Origin of the sequence: Micromonospora sp. NPDC047707 (assembly GCF_040704235.1) — a bacterium.
Taxonomy (GTDB): domain Bacteria; phylum Actinomycetota; class Actinomycetes; order Mycobacteriales; family Micromonosporaceae; genus Micromonospora.
Genome location: NZ_JBEYSU010000015.1, coordinates 86,821 through 107,022 on the forward strand (window position 1 = coordinate 86,821; position 20,202 = coordinate 107,022).

A 20,202-nucleotide genomic window follows, 5' to 3' on the forward strand; every position below is an offset into this window, starting at 1 on the left:
CCGCACCACCAACGGCACCCTCGCACACCGCTTCTTCAACGACAACAACGGCACCCTCGGCACCGACAACTGGGGCGGCTCACTCCCCACCTGACCGCCGGCGGCAGCGAACGGGTCCCGCCACCAGGCGGGACCCGCGACGCTACGACCCGCCGAGCTCATCGCCGGCCATGCTCCGGTCGAGCCGCCCCACTCCGGGACTCCGGTCGGCGCGGCACGCTGATCATCGAACGATCCGCAGAGGACGACGAAATCTAGTGAATAGGAGCGGTGTGATGCGAGATTGTGGCGGGCGCCGGGGCGCCCAGGTCCGGCGAGTTCTTCTGCTGGCAGCCCTGCTGGTCATGGGGCCGCTTGCCTTGGTCGCGCCAGTCGCCGCCCCGACGGCCGTGTCCGCGGCGGGACCGCCATCCGCAGCGGCGATCGGAAAGAAGCCCGAAGCCGCGGACGCTGCCCGCCCGACCTCTCAGGTGGTTCCCGCACCGCTGCTGCGCGACGGTGTCGGCCTGTACCCGCGAGCGATCCGGCTGGCGCACTCCGGGTCGGCCAACGGACGGGTGATCGCCAGCGTGGTGACCTTCGCCGGGAACAACGGTCGTGGCGCAATCTACGAGAGCCGCGACGACGGAGCCAGTTTCACCCTGATCGGAACGGTCGCCGACGCCGCCGCGTCGAACGGCCGGGGGCTGTGCTGCGCGAGCATCTACGAGTTGCCCGCTCCCGTGGGGCGACTGCCCGCGGGCACACTTCTGTGGGCCGGTTCGGTCGGCGCGGACACGCCGAACAGGCGGATGCAGACCCGCATCTCGGCGAGCTTCGACCACGGCCGCACCTGGTCCTACCTGACAACCGTGGCGACGGCGGGCAACGACCGGGGAATGTGGGAGCCGGAGCTGACGATGTCCAGCAACGGGCAACTCGTCTGCATCTTCTCCGATGAGACGCAACAGCCCAGGCACAGCCAGACGCTGGTGCGTTCGGTGTCCTCGGACGGGGTGAATTGGAGTACGCCCACGAACGTCGTGGCACTCGCGGACCCGAGCGCACGACCGGGGATGGCCATGATCCGCCGGCTACCGAACCGCACCTACTACATGACCTACGAGATCTGCGGCCCCAACCACGGCTGCGCCGTGTACTACCGGACCTCCATCGACGGCATCGGCTGGGGCGTTCCGGCGAACGCCGGCACTCGCGTCCGTACCGCCACCGGTCGCTACTTCGCCCACACACCGAGCATCACCTGGATCGACAACGGCACGCCCAACGGCCGGATCGCCCTGGTCGGGCAGATCCTGCGCCGGCCGGACGGGTCGGTTGCACCGGAGAACGGCAACGCGGTGTTCCTCAACACGGAGAACGGCACCGGGCCGTGGTACGAGATCCCGGCGCCCGTCGCGGTGCCGAACCCGTTCAACAACTACTGCCCGAACTACAGCTCCGCGCTGCTGCCCACCGCCAGCGGCACGGCACTACTGGAAATCGCCACCAACTACGCCGCAGACGGCGTCTGTAAGCCGTACTATGCGACCGGACCGAGCGTGGGTAGCGGCACCGCCGACGGCATACGGTCCGGCGCCCTGTACCGCCTGATCGGCGTGGGCGGCGGCAACTGTCTGGACGTTTCCGCCGACTCGCGGAGCCCGGGCGGCAACATCCAGGTGTGGACCTGCAATCGACTGGGCCCTCAGGACTTTCTGTTCAGGGCGAGCCAGTCCGGCACCTTCACACTACGAGGCCGAAACAGCGGCCTGTGCGTCGGCGTGACCGGCGGATCGACGGCGCCGGGAGCGAACGTCGCACAGTACCCGTGCGACTCCAGTCGGGGACAGAACTGGCGGGTCGTCGGCGTGGGCCGCGGCTACTACACCCTGGTCAACCAGGGCAGCGGTCACTGCCTGGACGTGGCGGGCGGGTCCCGACTGCCGGGAGCGAACGTTCAACAGTGGCTCTGCAACTCGCTGTCGCCACAGATCTGGTACGCGGATCCACGGTAGCGGCGCCGCCCCGACGGCATCGCCAGGCGTTGTCCCACAACCGGATCACCGCCGGATATCGACGCGCCACTTGTCGGCGAGGTCGTCGGACGCCCCGGGCCGCCGTCCGTTGACGGCGGTGTGGCCGGATTGATGTCGCTACAACCTTCAGTTGGGTCTGCTGGGATGACCTGCTGCCGGATGACCGGGTTTAGGTACGGGTTAACCGCACCCTCGTCGGAGTGCCTGTATGGGCAAATGGCGCAACACGAAGTCACCTCACATCGTTCGCCTGGCCTGCGCCGGTTTGATGGCGAGTCGACATCCGCCCTGAAGTGACGCGCTCCCACGGGCATACCTCGACTTGCGGGTTGCACGAGTCGGCGTAATGTGCCGTTCGCGCGATTCGCCTCATGAGTCGTGACCTTTAACGAAGACGCCCCTGCCGGGCTCTCCGTAGATGACGCCCTTGGCGTGAAGCACCATCAGGGCGCGCTGCACGGTGGCGATGGAGACGCTGTAGAGGACGGCCAGTTGGCTGTACGACGGAATCTTCGACTCGGGTGGGTACTCGCCAGTGGCGATTCTCGCGGCGATGTCATCAGCGATCTGGCGGTAGGTCATTCGTCGGGGCATGTCACTCCTGGGTTGGCGCCCCGATGAGATCACGCGCACTACGTTCACTCAACCTCCCCGTTGACTTACTGAACTAAGTGCACATACCGTAACGGGCGAGCGGCCGTCCTGTGTACCTGGGTTGGCGCCAGAGGGCCACGGGGCCCGCTCAACGGCCGGGAGTCGGGTCGGACCCGGCTCCCGGTCCCGCCTCTGCGAGGAGTCCTCAGCAAATGTCCTACCGCTCAGCTCCGCCGCCACCGTGGCAGGCACCCGGACCTGAAGATCCGATCGCGCCCACGGTTCCCGAGGTGCCGCGCCGGCTGGCACGGGCACCCGCACCACCGCGACGAGAGTGGTGGCCGTTCGCGTTGTTCGGTGGCATTGTCCTGCTGGTCCTGGCATTCACCTCGCTAGTCGTCGCGCTGGCGGCCAAATGACCGCTGGCCCGAGCCACTCACCACCCCAGCCGACCCCTGTAGCGATCTCGGGTCCACACCACCCGCGCCGGGGCCGTTGCTCCTGACATCGACCGGATCCTCCGCAATCGCGAACAGGGGATGCCCACCGTGTACGCCTTCAATGTCAGCCTCACCTTGTGGGTCACCCCGACCGGTGACATGGCCCTACCAGTGTTCGTCACCCGCCTGCAGCGAGAACTGCTGCGGCTACAGGGCTCTGGCGGCGTCGGTACGCCGCTTGTCACCGGCGACATTGGCACCTACACCTGCGAGGTGACCGTCAACGTCCAGGCCATGGACGTCACCACCGCTCCGATCGTAGCCGGAAGGACAATCGCCTTCGCGGCCGACAACGCCGCCCCGAACTGCCGAATCGACATCGTCCGTGTCGCCGTGCAGAGCGCCGAAGCCCCATCCAACATCCACGCCGATTCCCCTCCGGCATCCTGACCGCTAGCCGAGAGGCCGACGCTGTTCGCGCCCTCTGTCCACCGCCGGCAGCCCCAGGGCTTGGCCAACCTGTCGCCGTACAAGACGCAGGACTTCACCGCGCTCCCGCTGGTCATCCTGACCGTGACGCGGGACCATCTCGCTAAGGGCTGTGGCACGGATTTCGGGGAGGTTCAGACCTCCTTCGAAGAAGCCCTGACCAGCAATTTTCCGCTGGTCAGGGCTTCGCATCTGTCGGGACGGCCGGATTTGAACCGACGACCCCTTGACCCCCAGAGAACTAGCGTGCCTGCCGGCGTCTGCCGGACGACACCGGCTCATGCCGAACATGCAGCTCAACGGCCAGGTCGGGTCCGAGACACGCCAAGCCTTCTCGGGCCTTCCCGGACCGTCCGTGAGATGGCTGTGAGATATCGCACCGACGGTGAGGTGCTGGAGAACATGAGCTAGCGCCTCTCCGCCGTGGGGTAGACCTGCGTCCAAAAACCCGCCCCGAACGCTCGTGCAAGCGCTGCGGAACGCAGCTACAGCACTTCCAACACGCCTTAACTGTCCTGTCTGCCGTCGACCCGCCCACCGGGGAGCGGGCCGTCGCCCGGCCCGCCTCACCCGGCGGACCGTGACGCCCCGCTCGTACGCTGGCAGGCCGGGTGGCGGTCTGCTCGGCTTGCCCGGGTCGACGGCAGACAGGAGGAAGCACCGCCACCACCGACGGCGCCGGCGGCTGCGGACGGCCTCCCCCGCCTGGAGCCGGAGTGCCCGCCGGAGGCGCCGTAACCGTAACGAAATCACCCCCGCCAACTCGCCGACGTACGCTCTCCATTGGCGGGGATCCAGGAATGCAACCAAAGGCGTGTGTAGAGAGCTCTGGCTGCGGCGGCTGGGCGTGCGGGTAGACACAGGTATTGACGATTTCGCCGCATGACCCTTCCCTTTGTCTCGTCTACTCCTGAAACCAGACCCTGTTCGTCCGGCCGGCGGTGTCGACGCCATAACGACGGAGCATGTCGGCCTCTTCACCTCGACCAATCACGCGAAGAAGGGCGACGAGGCCGTCCAAGGCCGACTCCCCTGCGCCGGCAGCCAGGGCTAGGCGCCAGTGTCGCTCCGCCTCCGCCGTGTCGCCCTGCTTCTCGAGGAAGGGGGCGATCCAATAGTGGGTCATCGAATGGACGTCTGGTGCAGCCTGGCGGAGGATCCTTAGTGCTTCCTCTGTCTGACCGTGTTCATCGAGAAACCGAGCGTATTGCAGGACAACGGCGTTCGGCTCCGCACGGTGAGCCTTGGCATAAACTGCCATCGCCTCGTCCATGCGGCCTGCAGCCTCCAGCATCCACACGAGGCCGAACCAGGCGTCGCGGGCGCCAGCCTCGAATCGCTCGCGGCACAGCGCCAACCCCTCTTCGGCGCGGCCATGGTCACGCATGGCCATCGCCAGCGAAGTGACCTTGACAGATGAAGGGTTGTCACGGAGTGCCTCTGCCCAGATCCGAAGCCCTTCGTCGGCCGCTCCGTTATCGGTGAGAAATCGGGCCAGTTCGAGACGTGCGGCCACATCCCCACCAGCGGCGGCCGCTCGCAAGACTTCCTCCGCCTCATCCAGGCGGTCGAGCTCCTTCAGCAGTTGTACGAGCTCAGACCTGGTCCATGGCCGGTCGTCCGCCACAGCCTCGTACCGAAGCCGAAGCGCCTCTTCGACTCGTCCCAATCGGAGGAGGAACGGGACCAGATTAAAGTAGGGATCGCCTTCGGAGGTACCGACCGTGCCGTAAAGGAGGCGCACCGCGTCATCGGTCCTGCCGGCCTCGTGCAAAAACTCTGCCAGGACGTTTGTCGCGAGAGAGGAAGCATCATCGGCTGTCCTCTGGAGCAGCTCGATGGCCTCTTGGAGCCTGCCTTGTTCGCGCAGCAGCTCCGCGAGGACACAGCGGAAGACTTCATCACCTGCCGCCGCGCCCGCGAAGATCACCTTTTGGGCTTCCTCAATCCGCCCCAGATCGTGGAGAACCTTTTCGAGCTCACGCCACGACTCGGGTTCGCCGAGGTGGGTGGCCTCCCGCCACGTCTGCTCGACCTCTCGGAGCCGGCCCTGGCCGCGCAGCAGCTCGGTCAGCTCATGGCGAGCGCGTGCGTATCCAGCCGCGACGGCCGCTCGTAGGAGATGTTCGGCATGCTCGAACAGACCTCGGCGGCGCGCGAGGTGGGCCGCCCGGACCAGTTCTTCTCCATTGGTAACGCACGTCCGATAAGCGAGCCAGGCCGACTCCGGTGGGACGCTCACCTCTCGAACGCGCCTCGCATGATCGAAGAGGAAGTCCTCGACGTGGTAACCCGTCGCCGTCCCCATCCCCGTGCTCGACGGGGTTAGCGCCGACGCAGCGCCACGCACTTCTTCCATCGCGTACCGCAGCGCAACTTCGAACCAATCGCTGGTGGCCCGCGCTCGCTGCCCGGCCGACAGGTAATCCGGCACGGCCGTGCGCAGCAGCTCCGCCGACAGCGGTGACCAGATGCCCATACGCCGAGCGTCGATCGCCGCGGTGAGCAACGCACGCGCGTAGGGATCCGGTGCGCCCTCCCACCGCCCGATCAGTTCGGGTCCGGCCGCAAGGGCCTGGGTCAACCCGTATTCGGAGTCAATGACAGCGGCCAGCCGGGGGTCGGCAGCCGCCTTGGCCACGGCACGGTCTCGCTCCGACGGAGAGAACTCCGGCGGGACCATGAACGTCTCAGCGAGGTCCAGGACCTGCTGGCCATCGCCGGCAGCGCTCTTCATAGAGTGGAACAGGTCCGGCCAGAGTGTCGCGATCACGAGCAGCGGACCCTTGTCGGCCTGCAACCGGCGCACCGTGTCCGGCGACAGGCCGCCCGCCAGATAGCGCTGGATCTCATCCAGCCAGACGACCGAGCGTGCTACGGGTTCAGCAGCGAACGTAGCGCACTCCGCCGCATCAGCCGGATGGAATATCCACCAGTCCGGAACTTCGGCACGCAGCGCTTCAAACGCGGATCGCGTCTTGCCGACGGACGAAGGTCCGACGAGCAGCAGGAATCTGCCCGCCCCCTCCGAGCCGGCCCGGATCGAGGCACGCAGGCGCGCATCCAGGTCGCGCAGGACGTAGCTCGGCAATTCACCCTCGGCACCCGGAATCTCGATAGCCCTGTGCACGCCGATCAGGCGTGGCCGCGCATCCCGGACCCGCGGCATCCGCCATCGCCCGGGCTCTTCGGCCGTGAACGCTCGATGGCGCGCACCAAGCCACTCCCTGGTCCCGGACGGAGGGACGCCGCACATCTGGAGGAACTGCAGCAGCGAGCTCTCTTCCGGCACGACCTTCCCACGACACATATCGTGCACCGTGGACTTCGCCAAGTTCGTTGATCCACTGCGAGCCAGTCGTTCGATCTTCGGGTAGGTCAACCCGGCTGCTATCCGCAGCGCGTCGAGGCGATCGGCGAGCTCGCGGCGGGTCTGAATCTCCTCTGGTCCCATCCATCTCCCCGGATCCGGCAGCGACCGTCGGATGCTTCGGACAGCGTACGGGATCGCCCGCCGTCACCTCGAAATCCGGTTAGTCGGCGTCCGGATCTGTCCGGGACTGCTGCCGGATCCGGTCGGCGCCACGAATCGTGATGGCATTCCGGCGCCGAACAGCACTGCCGACCAACGATTCGTCTGGAGGAGTCACATGAAGAGGCGGCCCCGCCCATGCAAGACCGAACGCGACCACACTTCCGCAGCGATCAGTGGCGTCCTGTCCGGCGCTACCCGGGCAATCTTGGAGTGGCTGATCCGGACTCTGGCGAGTTGAGCGGCCATCAGGCGCAGCGGCTCGATAAGGCGGCGCAGCACCGCCGCGGTCAGCTCGTCGGCTGGGAGGCAGACCACGATCCGCTGTTGCCATCGACCCGCCCTCCGGGGAGCAGGCCGGCGCCCGGTCCGCCACTGCCCGCGGACCTCGGCGCCTCGCGCGTACGCTGGCGGGCCGGGCGACGGCCTGCTCGGCTCGCCCGGGACGATGGCAGACAGGATCCCGCACCGCCACCACCACGGAGCCGGCGGCCGCAGACGGCCTACGCCATCCTGGAGCCGGAGCGCCCCCGCCGGAGGCGCCGTAGCCCGAGTCCGCGCGGCGCGCCAGCACGCTGACGCAGGCGACACCCTCCCCTACACCGCGCCTGGTCATGTCTTATAGCACCACCTCCCGACCTGAAGGCGTACGTGTCGGCGGCTGCACCAGCAGAATCTGTCGGGTGGCCGCTCCTCGTGCGGGGACGACCCGAGCGCGCTGTCCATTATGGTCAGCATGGACGGGCAAGCCGCGTACGAGGACGACGCCCCGGCCGGACTGCATCAGTGTGAACGACGAGGGGTGGCCCCCGCGCGTGCGGGGCGACTCGCTGGGGACCGACAGGCTCGGCTGCCTGGACCTGTGCGGGACTTTAGATGAAGGCCGGTGTGAAGACAGTCAGATTGACAGTCTGCTCAGACTCGTGACTCAGCTCGCTGATCCCGATTGCCCCTCGGATTCGGTGAGGAGCAATTCCCATTCCTTCTCCAGCGCTTGGCTGATGCGATGGTCGCGGGCGATGGCTTCGTTGAACCAGGCGATGGTGGCGGGGGCCATGGCGAGAATCTGGTTGTAGTTGAGGGCAGCCGGGTTCATGCCAAACAGTAGCCCGGTCTTGAGAAGCGTGCCTGAGGTGGCGATGGTGTGCCCGAGCAGCAGCATGGACGTGAGTTTGGCGTGCTCCAGTTTCCGTTGCGGTGCGGTACCGCCGGTGGCGTAGCTTTTGAGAAGCCAGTACCCTCGGATGATCGCGGACACGACGCCAGGCGTGATGCCCATTGTGAAGAAGTGGCGCAGGTCGTAGCCGTTCGTATACATGTAGCGGGCGACGTCGGTCCAGGGCACCTTGACGCCGGAGGGGCCTAATGCGAATGGGGAATTGATCTGTCCGAGTTGAAGCAGGCTGAAGAACGGGGGCTGCAGGCCGGCAGAAGTGTAGACGTCCGAGAGAAGATGGCGCACCTGAGTGATGAGAGCGTTGATCAGGTCGATCGGGGTGGCGTCGGTGGCGACCTGGATCAGTTGCCCTGCCTTGTCGATGTAGGTGCCGGTGCCGTGCATGAGATCTGCCACGCCGTAGAGGAAACCCAGGGCCGGATCGCGGCCGAGGCTCTGGAGCCGGTGGGTAGCCGGCCGCATGCCGCTGACGAGGCCCCCGGTGGCCTTCGTGGTGGGGGCGTCGTAGGGTACTTTGGCGAGCTTCTCGAACCTCTTGAGGAATCGGGCGTGGATGTCTTGTGCGCGGTCACGGTCCTTGAGCCACGTGGTGAGGGGCGAGCCCGCCTGCTCCTTGCCGAGGAAGGTGGAGTCCTGGGGGATGCGGACGAGGATGATGTCAAGGAGGGTCGCGAGGGCTCCGGCAACCAGGACGACTGTCCAGTCGGTCTTGTCCCAGCTGACGTCGCCATGTTCCTCGGCGTAGCTGCGCAGGCTGCGAGCTATCTGGCTGGAGGGAAGAACCTGTTGGAGCGGGTCCCGGGTCAGATCGATACCCAGCAGATCCAACCGGGCTTCGGCAAGCCTGACGAGCTGATCGAAGTCGTCATCAGTCGGGACGATGGGCACGGCGTAACGGGGGTTGCTCGGTGCTTGGACACTCACGGTGGTCGCTGCGCTCGACGGGGACTCGGGGGCTGGTACGAGGAGGCCCATTGCGTGGAGGCGGGCGCGCACCGCGTCGAACTCGGAATCGACCGAGTCCAGGGTGTCGCTGACGCGACGTTCGCGTTCGAGGACATCCTTGAGGTCGAACTCAACCTGGTCGAACAGGTTACGCAGTTCGGTCAGCGTGACGGCCTGGTAAGCCACGACAGCGGCGGCAGCCGAGAGCTGGTCACCCGACACTGAGCGGCTCCCGCCGTTCGAAGGCCTCCTGACTGGTCTGCAGATTCACCAGGGCCAGCTCGAAGGCGGCCAACTCAGCCCTGAGCGCGGCCAGTCGCTCTTCGTTCCTCGTGGTCTGGGTGAGGTAGGCCTCCATCCGTCGAGCGAGCCCCGCGATGTCATCGGTGAGCTCGGCCATCGCCTGCTGGTGATTCTTGATGACTTGCTGAATCAGATGCTCGCGCCGATTCTCTCGTTCACGCTCGTTGGTGGCCAGCACCCAACGCGTCCCCTGATGGACCGCGACGCCGAGAATTACGACCGTGCCGATCCCGGTGGCCATCGCGCTCAGGCCCAGCAGGCCGCCGAACCCCAGGGCCGCCAGACCCGAGGTGATTCCCGCTCCGCTGAGGCCGGTGACGCTGCCAGCGAGACTGATCGCGGCGATCGGGGCGCCGAACGCAGCCGCTTTGGCGGCGATGTCCTTGGTGGTGGTCTCCAGCTGGCTGGTCGTGATCTTGCCGGAAGCGAAGTCCTCTTCGGTGATCACGAACCGTTCGGTTGCCTCCACCACCTTGTCGGCTGACTCGGCGAACACGAGTCCGGCGACCAGCACGATTCGCTCGCGCTCGGCGTCCGCAGCATGCCTGTCAGCACGCGAAATTCGCACCAGGTCGCGCACCAGCACCGTGAACACTGGCTCGCGCTGGTCCTCCTCGAGGAGGTCACGCAATTCCCTGGACAGCTCCACCGTGGCGTCGAGAACCCCTGCGCCGCTCGCTGCATCCCGTTGCGCCCCAGTGATGTCCCTGCGCAACTCCGATCGCGCTTCGCCGTCGAGGCCAATCGTCGATGCGAACAAGTACAGATTCGCGATCTCGCGAGGATCGAGGAGGCCGTCGACCAGCGCCAAGCTCACCAACACCCGGCAGTAGAGCAACTTCCCGTCGGCGCTGAGCGCGGACAAGTCGCCGAAATCGGCGGGGTTGCGGGACGACCAGGCCGACAGGCCGTCCTTGACTTCTTCGACCTTCGCCATCACCTGCTCGGCGGACTGCTTCACTTTCTCCTGTGCATCGCCAGCAGCATCGGCGACGAGCTGCCTCGCGACGTTCGTGCTGTCGGCAACCATCCGTCCAGCGGCGTCGGCGACGCCCTTCAGCCGTCCAAGCCCAACTTCACGAAGGTCCATCGCGATCCCTTTCACGTCTTTGGCGAGAGGCTATCGGTGACCACCGACGAGACGACGTCCTCCCGGCGGCCCTAGCCCATGTCCTCATCGGCCAAATTTCGATGCCCTACGGCTATGGCGCCGCCACCTCGCCGAGCGCCTCTATGCCTAGCCAGCCACTCGGAGCCGTGCCGCCGCCGTGCTCATCTGCACCACGGCTTCTGATGCGAGGGCACCCTCTGCGGGCTCGTCGCGCTCAGTGAGCTGTCGCGCTTGGTCGGCCTCGTCACCTCGCCACGCACCGCGCCGCCAGGTGCTCGTCGGACCCGGTCTGCGCCGGCAGCACGCCGCCGGACCCGGAGGACTCCCTGCACGGAGCCGCCTGCCACTGCTGCAGCGTCGCCTCCGAGACGTTCGTTTTGCAGGCCAACCGGTTCCTGGACCGCCGGTCCTGCTCACCCTGCCCTCCAGCGACGCCGGCCAGGTGCCCGGCTTCTTCGGCGCGGTGCTCGTGGTGTGATGGACCCCTTCGAAGGCTCGTGAGCTGCTCACCGAGTCAGAGTGCGACCGGCGCGCTGCGGGCGGGTGAGACGACCATTTGCTCGAGGACGGTGTCCCTGTCGCGCACCTGGCGGACGCACATCTCACGCCATTCTGCGGCAAGTCGGCTGAGCGGAGCCCCGCCGACGCTCACCACGCCATCATCACAGATGGCCACGCGCCAGAGCCCCACAGGCCGCTCCCTCGCGATCTTGGCCGCAGGTCACCTGGCAGTCGCGACACGGCGACGAGGGTGCCGTCTGGCGTTCGCCGGGCAGCACGATGATGTTGTCGTACAGCTCGTTCGCGGCAAACCACAGCGGCGTTCATGTGCAGCTGAACGTCTCGCGGCGACCATCGATTCGGATCATATTCAACCGAGCCCGACGCACCTAGAGTGGTGCGGTGCTAACCCTCGGCGTTGACCTGGCAGCCGCAGACGAGCGTACGGCGATGGCCATGGTCGAGTGGCTATCGGACCGCGCGGTGGTGCGGGACCTGGTCCTCGACGTCAGCGACGCTCGGATCGTTGAGGCGAGCCCGGACGCGGACAAGATCGGGCTGGATTGCCCGCTCGGTTGGCCGGAACCTTTCGTCGCGCTCGTTACGGCCCACCAGTCCGGCCACGTTACCGCTGGCGACGGCGGGGGTGCAGGGTGGCGGCGCCGCTTGGCCTATCGGCAGACTGACGAGGTGGTGCGCGAGGAGACGGGCATCGTTCCGCTCAGTGTGGCTGCGGATCGCATCGGACACACGGCGTTCCGCTGCGCAGGGCTCCTGTCGATGCTGGCCGCCGCTGGGCAGGATGTCGACCGCTGCGGCGACGGCAAGATCGTCGAGGTGTACCCGGCAGCGGCCCTAAGCGGCTGGGGGTTGACGCACCGTGGTTACAAGGGACGAGGTCAGCATGTCCAGCACGTCGACCTCGTGACGGCGTTGTGCGGGGCGACGCCCTGGCTGGAGCTGGGGGCGTTCGAGGCGCTGGTCCGGCGCAGCCACGACGCGTTCGACTCGGTGATTGCGGCGTTGGTTGCCCGTTCCGCTGCGATCGGCAAGGCCACCCGCCCGGACGAAGAGCAGCGGGTCATCGCGCGTTCCGAGGGGTGGATCGCTCTGCCTACCTGTCCTCCCAGCGGCCTTGTCGATGCCGCAAGAGCGTGAGCGGAGGGCATCCATGGCTTCAGGACTGAGTTGGCTGGACAGTTCTCGCGACGATCAGCAGCGCATGCGCGAGTTACTCAAGCTCTTCAGCGACACGGAGAGCCGGGACGAGTTGGGCATCGGCCAGGTCCGGGACGCGTTCAGCGACCTGCTGTTTCCGGGTACTTCCGTTATCCAGACCCGGGCTCGGTACCTGCTGATCGTGCCGTGGTGCTATCAGGAGGCGCAGCGGCGTGGGCTGCGCGGTGAGCGCCTCGCCGCGCAGGTCGAGCGCAACGAGCGGAAGGTGATCGACGCCCTGTTGCGCGGCGACGACACTGAGGGTGTGATCGGCCGACGGGCCGGTGTCGGGGTGCGGACGTTACCGTCGAGCATCTATGCGGCGGCACTGCTGCGGTACGGCATCCGCACTGGCGACGACAACACCGAATCCGATCGACGGTTGGCGGCCGGTCTGGTTGAGGCCGACGAGCTGACCGAGCGGTCGAGCGGAACCTGGCATCCGACCCTGCCAGCGGCACCGGGGAAGTTCCCGAACGAGGTCGTGGGTGGGCTGCGGCTGCATCCGGACGAGGCCCGTTGGCTGCGCGAGCGAATCCTTGCTGCCGCACCGAGCACGCTGTTGGCGTACCTTCTCGAGCCCGAGCATCGCCCCGGTTCAGACAGCGAGGCGCCGTGGAATGAGTCGGCAGCACTGGCCGCGCCGGAGCCGATCGGCTCGTTGGTGCGGGATGCCGCGTTGTTCTCGCTGGCGATCCACGGCGCGGCGTTGCTGTACAACCTGCTCATCGCAGAGCGGTACGAGAAGGCCGGATTGACCGAGCACGAGCAGCCGGTGGCCTTTTACCGCGACGCGCTGCTGGGGTGGAGCGATCGGGTGACGGCGGAACACGGACTCAAGGCTTGGGACCGATCGGGCATGTGGGGTCGGCTCATTCAGCAGAATCCGCGGATCGCAACGAATGCCGCAGCACGCCGGTTCATCGACCGATGGCTCGACGCGGTAACCAGCGGCGCCGCGGGCGACGCCGCCACCGACCAGAGCTTGCGAAACCTCGTGGCCGAGCGGGAACGGTCGGTAAAGAAGGGCCAGTCGCGGCTGGTCAACGACAAGCTGCTGCGCACGTGGAGTGGCGCGTCGGGCAGCCGGCAGCTGGTGTTCCGCTGGCCGCAGGTGCGCCGGATCCTTACCGACATCCACGATGGCTGCGTCGCCAACCTGCCGGAGGCTGCCGGTGCTCTCGCCTGATTCCCGCTCGTTGCTGCTCGACGCGCTGCGCCCACCGCCGGGCGCGCAGCTGTCCCGGGCCGTGGCGTTGACGTTCACCCTGGACCTGGAGAGTCTGCTGGTCACCCCCCTGGCGTTCGCCGCGCACGGTCTGCGTGAATCGACGGACCCGATCGCGGTCATGGAGGGCGTACGGCACTGCGCCGACCGCATCGACGTGTTCTGTCAGACGGGGCAGATCGTGGTGCCACCGACGAAGTCGGCGCTGTTGGCGTTCGTCGAGCCGATGGTGCACCAGGTGCGCCGGCCCAGGGCGGGTCACCTTTTCCACCCGAAGCTGTGGGCGCTGCGCTTCCACGACGAGACGACCGGCGAGACGTCGCTGCGGCTGCTGGTACTCAGCCGCAACCTGACCAAGGATCGCAGTTGGGACGTGTGCCTGCGCCTGGACGGTAACCCGGGCACTCGCCGGGTGGCGGGCAACAAGCCCTTGTTCGGCCTCGTGCAGCACACGTTGCACCTGACGGTCGCGCCACTGCCGGCAGACCGGCGGGCGGCGATCGAGGCGCTGGGCGAGGATCTGCGTCGGGCCGAGTGGGAGTATCCCGAGGGCGCGCGGGAGATGTTCTTTCATGCGCTGGGGGTGCCCCGTGCTCGTCCGCCGGACTTCGACGGCACGCGTCACCTGGTCATCTCGCCGTTCTGTACCCCAGGCGGTCTGGACCGGTGCGCACCGAGCGGCCAGCTGGCGCTGGTGAGCAGGCAGGAGACGCTCGACTGCCTGCCCGACGAGAGCCTGGCCGGATCCGAGGTGCTGGTGGTCAACGCCCTGGCCGGTTTACCGGCGGAGGGGTCGCCGTCTGGGCAGGAGGTGCTCAGCGGGTTGCACGCGAAGGTGTACGTGGTGGAGAAAGGTCAGCAGGCACGGGTCCTGCTCGGCTCCGCGAACGCCACCGATGCGGCGTTCGGCGGCAACGTCGAGCTGCTGGTGGAGCTGGTCGGTGGCCGTACCCAGTACGGCATCGACGCACTCCTAGGCCCAGGGGCGGGATTCCGGGAGATTCTCGAACCCTACGAACGCCACGACGTCACCGAACCAGAGCCTGACGCGGCCGACCTTCGCGATCTGGTCCGCGACATCGCGGCCATCCCGCTGTCGGCCACCGTCACGTCCGAGGCCGACGGCTACCGGATCCGGCTCACCTCTGAGGACTCCCTGCCCGATGCGCCGGGCGTGCGGATCACCGCGCAGCTGCACACCCGCCGCGGTGAGGCGGCCGTGCTTGCGCCGGGACAGCCGGTGGACGCCGCGTTCAGCGGCCTTGCTCTGGTCGACATAACCCCGTTCGTCGTGATCACCGCGGAGGACAGCACCGGCCGGGAACAGACCGTTGTCCTCGCCACCCTGGTCGGCGATCCCGCGCACCGGCTCGACCATGTCATCGCCCAGCAGATCGACACGCCGGAGAAGTTCCTGCGGTTCCTGCTGCTAATGCTCGGTTTGGGCACCGAGGCTGCCGCCGCGGTGAGCGGCGACGCCGGCGGACACGGCACCTGGCGCACCAGCGGCACGGGGATCCTCGAGCTGCTGATGAATGCTCTCGTCGACCGGCCAGAGCAGCTCGACGACCTGGCCCGGTTGGTCACCCGCATCGAAGCCGGCGGTGACAGCGAGCGGCTGCTTCCGCCCGGCTTCGTCGAGCTGTGGGGAGTCATCAGGCAGGCGCGGGACGCGATGACGGAGGCGGTGAGCGCGTGAAGCGGTACGACGCTGGCCCGGTCATGGCCGGCTTGAAGGACTTCCAGCGCGCCACCGTCGCGCACGTCATCGATCGGTACTTCGGCGCTGATCCGACCCGCCGGTTCCTGGTCGCCGACGAGACCGGGCTCGGCAAGAGTGTCGTCGCCCGAGGCGTAATCGCGGAGACCCTGCAGCGGCTGCAGGACGACGACAGCGTGGAGCGGGTCGACGTCATCTACGTCTGCTCCAATCAGGACGTGGCGCGGCAGAACATCGGCCGGCTTCGGGTCACCCCCGACGAGACCGTCACCCTGTCCAGCCGGCTCACCTTGCTCACCAAACATACGGACAAGCTCAACGCCCAGACCGCCGCCGCCGGCAAACCGATCAACCTGGTCGCCTTCACCCCCGGCACCTCCTTCGACCAAGGCTGGCGCACCGGTACGGCGGAAGAGCGCGCGCTGCTGTTCCTGATCCTCGAACAGGCGAGCTCCTGGAACGGTTGGCGGACTCGGGCCGCGCTGCGGGCATTGCAGGCGGGCGTCGCGTCGCCCGAACGGTTCGAGGAGCAATGCGACCGGCTGTGGGACCACCTGGACGGGAAACTCGACCCGACAATCACCGGCGAGTTTCTGCGCCGGGCCCGAAAGCGAGGCCTGCTCGACGACTTCGATTCGCTGCTCGACGGCATCGGCCGGCGCCCCGCCCTCCCCGACGCACTGCGGGAGAACGCCCGCAAGCTCACCGGCGATCTCCGTACGGCGCTGGCCACCGCCGGCGTCGAGGTCCTCGAACCCGACCTGATCATCCTGGACGAGTTCCAGCGTTTCCGGGAGCTGCTCGACCCGAACGGCGGCGAAGGTGCCGAGCTCGCCCGGCACCTGTTCGACTACCGGGCCGCCCGGGTGCTGCTGCTGTCGGCCACCCCGTACAAGCCGTTCACCTTCGCCGAGGAGGCAGCCGCCGGCGAGGACCACTACGCCGACTTCCGGCAGGTGCTGCGCTTCCTCAGCGACGACGAATCTTGGCACGCGGACGTGACGAAGGCGTTCGAGGCGTACCGGGACGCGCTGGTACGCGGCGAGTCCTGCGGCGACCTGCGCGACTGGCTTCGCGGCCTGTTGCTCCGCTTCATGTGCCGCACCGAACGGCCCCTGCTCGGCCAGGACGGGATGCTGCGCGAATACCTCAGCCCCGCCGACGATCTCGAGGCCCGCGACGTGCGCAGCTACATAGCGATGCGCAAGATTGCCAAGGCCGTCGGTGCCCCGATGACCGTCGAATACTGGAAGTCCGCACCGTACTTTCTGAACTTCCTCGACGGCTATCAGCTCGGCCACAAGGTCCGGGCGGCGCTCGACGGCCAGCCACATCCCGAGGTGCCCACGCTGCTGGCCTCCGCGCAGCTGCTCGACGCTGGCGCGATCAGCCGGCGAGAGCCGGTCAATCTCGGCAACGGCCGGCTGCGGCAGCTCGCCGCGGACACGGTCGACCGGGGCTGGTGGCAGCTACTGTGGCTGCCCCCGTCCCTGCCCCACCACGCGCTGGGCGAGCCGTTCGCGCCGGCGGCGCGCGACGGCATCACCAAGCGGCTGCTGTTCTCCTCCTGGAATGCCACCCCCACCGCGGTGGCGGGGCTGCTCAGCTACGAGGCGGAACGCCGGCTGGGCCGCCCCGGGGAGGGGCACCGGCACCTCGACTACCGCGTGGAGCAGGGTCGCCCGGCGGCGATGAGCGTCCTCGCGCTCTTCTGGCCGCATCCCGCCCTCGCCGCGCTCTGCGACCCGCTGGCCCTGGCGCGGCAGCGGCCGGACGAGACCGTACCCCTGGACGTGTTCGAGCGGGAGATCCGGGAACGTCTCCGGGCCCACGCCGCCACCGAGGTGGCGCCCACCGCAGCGAACCCCGCCGAGCCGTGGGAACTGATCTTCCGGTGGCCCGGCGCCGATCCCGGCGTCGAGGACGCGGCCGGAGCCCTGGGGGCCTCCGCCGACGGGGAAGGTCCGGTCACCGGCCTGGACCGGCACGTGGCCCTGGCCCGCGAACTGGCTAGCCAGGCCGCCCACCCGACCGTAGGCCAGCTCGACAGGCTGCTCGACAACGTCGCCGCGATCGGTCTGCACGGCCCCGGCAACATCGCCTGGCGGGCGCTGTCCCGGCTGACCCACCCCGACAGCGCCGTCACGCCGGAAGGGCACTGGCGGGCCGCCGCGCACCTGGCAAACGGGCTGCGCTCCCTGTTCAACCGGCCGGAAACCGCGCAACTGCTCGACGGCCTGGCGATGGGCCAGGTCTACTGGCAGGCGGTGCTCCGGTACTGCGCCGCCGGGGGCCTGCAGGCCGTCCTCGACGAGCATATGCACACGCTGCGCAGCACCGCGTCCGACACCCGATTGGACGACGACGGGCTGTACGACCTCGCCGAAGAGGCGCGGCAAGCGATCGCGAGCCGCCCGTCGACGTACGTCGCCTTCGACCCGCACCACCCCGGTCAGCCGATCAAGCTGCCCGGCCGGTTCGCGCTTCGCTACGGCGGCCGCGGCGAAGAACAGTCCCAGGTCGACCGCAAGGTGGCCGTGCGCCGGGCCTTCAACAGCCCGTTCTGGCCGTTCGTCGTCGCCACAACCAGCGCAGGCCAAGAAGGCATCGACTTCCACCAGTGGTGCTCGGCCGTCGTGCACTGGAACACTCCCGCCAACCCCGTCGACTTCGAACAGCGTGAGGGCCGGGTGCACCGCTTCGGCGGGCACGCCGTACGCCGCAACATCGCCGCCGCACACCGCGCCGACGCCCTGCGCTCCCCCGAGCCCGACGTGTGGAAAGCCCTGTACGACGCCGCCCGAGCCAACTCCGGGAAATTGGGCGACTTCGCCCCGTACTGGGTGTTCCCCGGTTCTGCGAAGATTGAACGGCATGTCCTGCCCTATCCACTCAGCCGCGACAAGGCAAGGTTCGACCGACTCAAAGCGGACCTGGTGAGGTACCGGCTGGCGTTCGGCCAGCCCCGGCAGGAGGACCTGCTACTCCTCCTGCAACGGCACGCCCCCGGCGAGGTCGGCGTGCCCGACATCCTTGATCTGCGCCCCAAGCCGGAAGATAACCGGCCGTGAGGGACATGAGCGCCCCCATTTGATCATCAGGGACGGTAGTCGTCGTGAAGGGCGACGCGGGAGAGTTCGTAGCCGTCCTGGGTGCGCCAGTAGTGCAGCCGGCGAGCGGCGGCTGATTCTCGCTGTAGCGCCACCCGCCAGCAGATCGCGCCGTCGGAGCGGCGGACGTAAGGGCTGCCCGCGTCGCCGGTGCGTAGTGGGTGCGCGTCGCGCCCGGGGAGGTGCTGCGCCTGACCTGTGAGCACCTCGACCACTACGGCGACGACCTTTGCCCGGCTGATGCCCTCAAGTTGTTCCACGGAGTCGAGGAAGCCAGCGGCCAGCGTGTACTTGGCGAGGGGCTTGTCGGCCTTCTCGGCGGCGGGAATGCGCTGCGCCCACTCACAGGTGACCTCGTAACGGAACTGTTCCTCTCGATCGAGGAACAGCGGGCCCTGCACGCCGGCTGTCTGGTCGACGCGGCCCTGTGCGCTCCTGAGCTGCTTGCCTAGGCGCTGCCGAGCCAGGTCGGCGCCGCGGTAGCGGGTCTGGAGCTGTTCGATGGTGCGGGTTGCCTGTGCGAGCTCGGCCTCCAATTCCCCGGCCCGAGCGCGTAGACCCGCCAGTTCGCCGGCCAGGGCCTTCCGGGTCGCCCGCTCGGCCGCGAGTTCATTGCTCAGTTGCAGGACCCGCGCCTGGTCTGCCGCGGGTATCGCATCCGCCCGTCGGGCCATCGCGGTCGGTTGCGACGGGGAGAGGCGTTGGGCCAGGTCAAACGGCGTCGGCTGTCGAGGCACGACGCTGGGCAGGTCCCCTAACGGCGGCGCAACCTTCGGGGACGATGACGGGGGCGGACCTGCAGCCTGGGGTTGCGTTTCTGGCTCGGGCAGGCGCAACCACGGAGGCCCACCCGGCAGCAGGCTCGGTGGTGGCTTCGGCACCTCCTCGTCGTCGATGTCGTCCAACCGCAACCGCAGCGGCTCGACCACAACGAGGCGGCAGGCGACGACTTCCCCGACGCTGAACAAGCCAACCAGGGTGTCCTTCTGATTGCTGGTGACCGCCTCCCGGCCGATCTCGACTGAAAGGCTGGGCAACAACCGCACGGTGACGATCTCGTCAGCCACGGCCACCACCTCGGCCAGAACGACATCACCAGCCTGATACGCCTCTCGAACGCCGCTCTGGGCGCTTGCGGCATCGGCGAAACGCAGCGCGGCCCGCAGGTCCAGCCGCCGCGACTCCGGGTCGTAGCTGCCACATACCTGTTGCCCCTTGGCCAGCACCCGATCAAGCGCAACGCCCGGAACGGTCAGCTCTTCCCACACCGTCGCCACGGACATGTCGTCGAACATGACCAGCGCTCGCGACCCGATGAGGCCCTGCACCCGCCCGGAGCGTTGCTGCGCTCCTGGACGAGAGCGGGGTTCGACCAGTCCGGCTGCCATGGCTGCTTGCAGCGCGTCGCTGATCAACTGATCGGTGATGCGTTTGCGGTCGTGCGGCGAGTAGGCGAATCGCAGCCGGCTGCGCTGAGGGTCGGAAACCCAGGCATGGTCGACCGGGTACACGCGACCCGCGCCGCCGTACACCTGGGTCATGGCCGGCATCACCCGCGAGAACGCCCACGAGATGTCGCTCGTGGGCATCAGCACGACCTCGGCAAGGTCACCGACCGCCTGCTTGATTTCGTCCGGATCACCGAACGGCTCGTCGTGCTCCCCCGGAATGGTCAGCACCACGACCGGCCACCGCCGCCCGGGCATCAACAACCAGTGCGCGAGCTCGCTGGCCTCAGCCTCCGAGGCGATGCGCCGCACTTCCGGCGGCGGCACGGCGGCGCCAACGCCCGACTGTCCCATCAAGCTCGACCTCC

12 protein-coding genes are annotated in these 20,202 nt (G+C 68.0%); 7 read left to right on the forward strand and 5 right to left on the reverse strand.

What is annotated here, in order from left to right; translation table 11 throughout:
• Together AB0873_RS18310 and AB0873_RS18315 are read left to right on the forward strand one after the other, a co-directional pair.
• The coding region (locus AB0873_RS18310) for a hypothetical protein (RefSeq protein WP_366600934.1) at window positions 1-94 on the forward strand (94 nt) is incomplete at its 5' end.
• Between the two features lie 376 nt (window positions 95-470).
• On the forward strand, window positions 471-1,997 hold the full coding sequence (locus tag AB0873_RS18315; protein ID WP_366600897.1) for an RICIN domain-containing protein: 1,527 nt from the start codon (window positions 471-473) through the stop codon (window positions 1,995-1,997).
• Window positions 1,998-2,387: 390 nt separating this feature from the next.
• On the opposite strand, the gene AB0873_RS18320 is transcribed toward AB0873_RS18315, so the two are convergent.
• Window positions 2,388-2,612, reverse strand: a complete 225-nt coding sequence (locus AB0873_RS18320; protein ID WP_366600898.1) for a winged helix-turn-helix domain-containing protein — start codon at window positions 2,610-2,612, stop codon at window positions 2,388-2,390.
• Between the two features lie 548 nt (window positions 2,613-3,160).
• Here AB0873_RS18320 and AB0873_RS18325 point away from each other — a divergent pair.
• On the forward strand, window positions 3,161-3,502 hold the full coding sequence (locus AB0873_RS18325) for a hypothetical protein (RefSeq protein ID WP_366600899.1): 342 nt from the start codon (window positions 3,161-3,163) through the stop codon (window positions 3,500-3,502).
• A gap of 943 nt (window positions 3,503-4,445) precedes the next feature.
• On the opposite strand, the gene AB0873_RS18330 is transcribed toward AB0873_RS18325, so the two are convergent.
• From AB0873_RS18330 to AB0873_RS18340, 3 genes are all read right to left on the reverse strand, one after another.
• Window positions 4,446-6,995: a tetratricopeptide repeat protein gene (locus tag AB0873_RS18330; protein WP_366600900.1), complete on the reverse strand. Its 2,550-nt coding sequence runs from the start codon at window positions 6,993-6,995 to the stop codon at window positions 4,446-4,448.
• A gap of 1,006 nt (window positions 6,996-8,001) precedes the next feature.
• Window positions 8,002-9,417, reverse strand: a complete 1,416-nt coding sequence (locus tag AB0873_RS18335) for a hypothetical protein (RefSeq protein ID WP_366600901.1) — start codon at window positions 9,415-9,417, stop codon at window positions 8,002-8,004.
• Window positions 9,407-10,603 (reverse strand): TerB family tellurite resistance protein, encoded by a 1,197-nt coding sequence (locus AB0873_RS18340; RefSeq protein ID WP_366600902.1) that lies wholly within the window; start codon window positions 10,601-10,603, stop codon window positions 9,407-9,409. Before AB0873_RS18340 ends, AB0873_RS18335 begins: the two co-directional genes overlap by 11 nt.
• Before the next feature lie 909 nt (window positions 10,604-11,512).
• Between AB0873_RS18340 and AB0873_RS18345 the strand changes: the two genes are divergently transcribed.
• The 4 genes from AB0873_RS18345 to AB0873_RS18360 are packed head-to-tail and all read left to right on the forward strand — an operon-like array spanning window position 11,513 to window position 18,347.
• Window positions 11,513-12,268 carry a DUF429 domain-containing protein gene (locus tag AB0873_RS18345; protein ID WP_366600903.1) on the forward strand — a complete coding sequence of 252 codons (756 nt, stop codon included), beginning with the start codon at window positions 11,513-11,515 and terminating at the stop codon, window positions 12,266-12,268.
• 13 nt (window positions 12,269-12,281) lie between these two features.
• A complete protein-coding gene (locus AB0873_RS18350; protein ID WP_366600904.1) occupies window positions 12,282-13,517 on the forward strand; it encodes a DUF6361 family protein in 1,236 nt (411 codons plus the stop codon).
• Window positions 13,504-15,255, forward strand: a complete 1,752-nt coding sequence (locus AB0873_RS18355) for a phospholipase D family protein (RefSeq protein WP_366600905.1) — start codon at window positions 13,504-13,506, stop codon at window positions 15,253-15,255. The genes AB0873_RS18350 and AB0873_RS18355 overlap by 14 nt, the downstream gene beginning before the upstream one ends.
• Window positions 15,252-18,347, forward strand: a complete 3,096-nt coding sequence (locus tag AB0873_RS18360) for a helicase-related protein (protein ID WP_366600906.1) — start codon at window positions 15,252-15,254, stop codon at window positions 18,345-18,347. The genes AB0873_RS18355 and AB0873_RS18360 overlap by 4 nt, the downstream gene beginning before the upstream one ends.
• 26 nt (window positions 18,348-18,373) lie before the next feature.
• On the opposite strand, the gene AB0873_RS18365 is transcribed toward AB0873_RS18360, so the two are convergent.
• A complete protein-coding gene (locus tag AB0873_RS18365) occupies window positions 18,374-20,188 on the reverse strand; it encodes a hypothetical protein (RefSeq protein WP_366600907.1) in 1,815 nt (604 codons plus the stop codon).
• Window positions 20,189-20,202 lie beyond the last annotated feature (14 nt).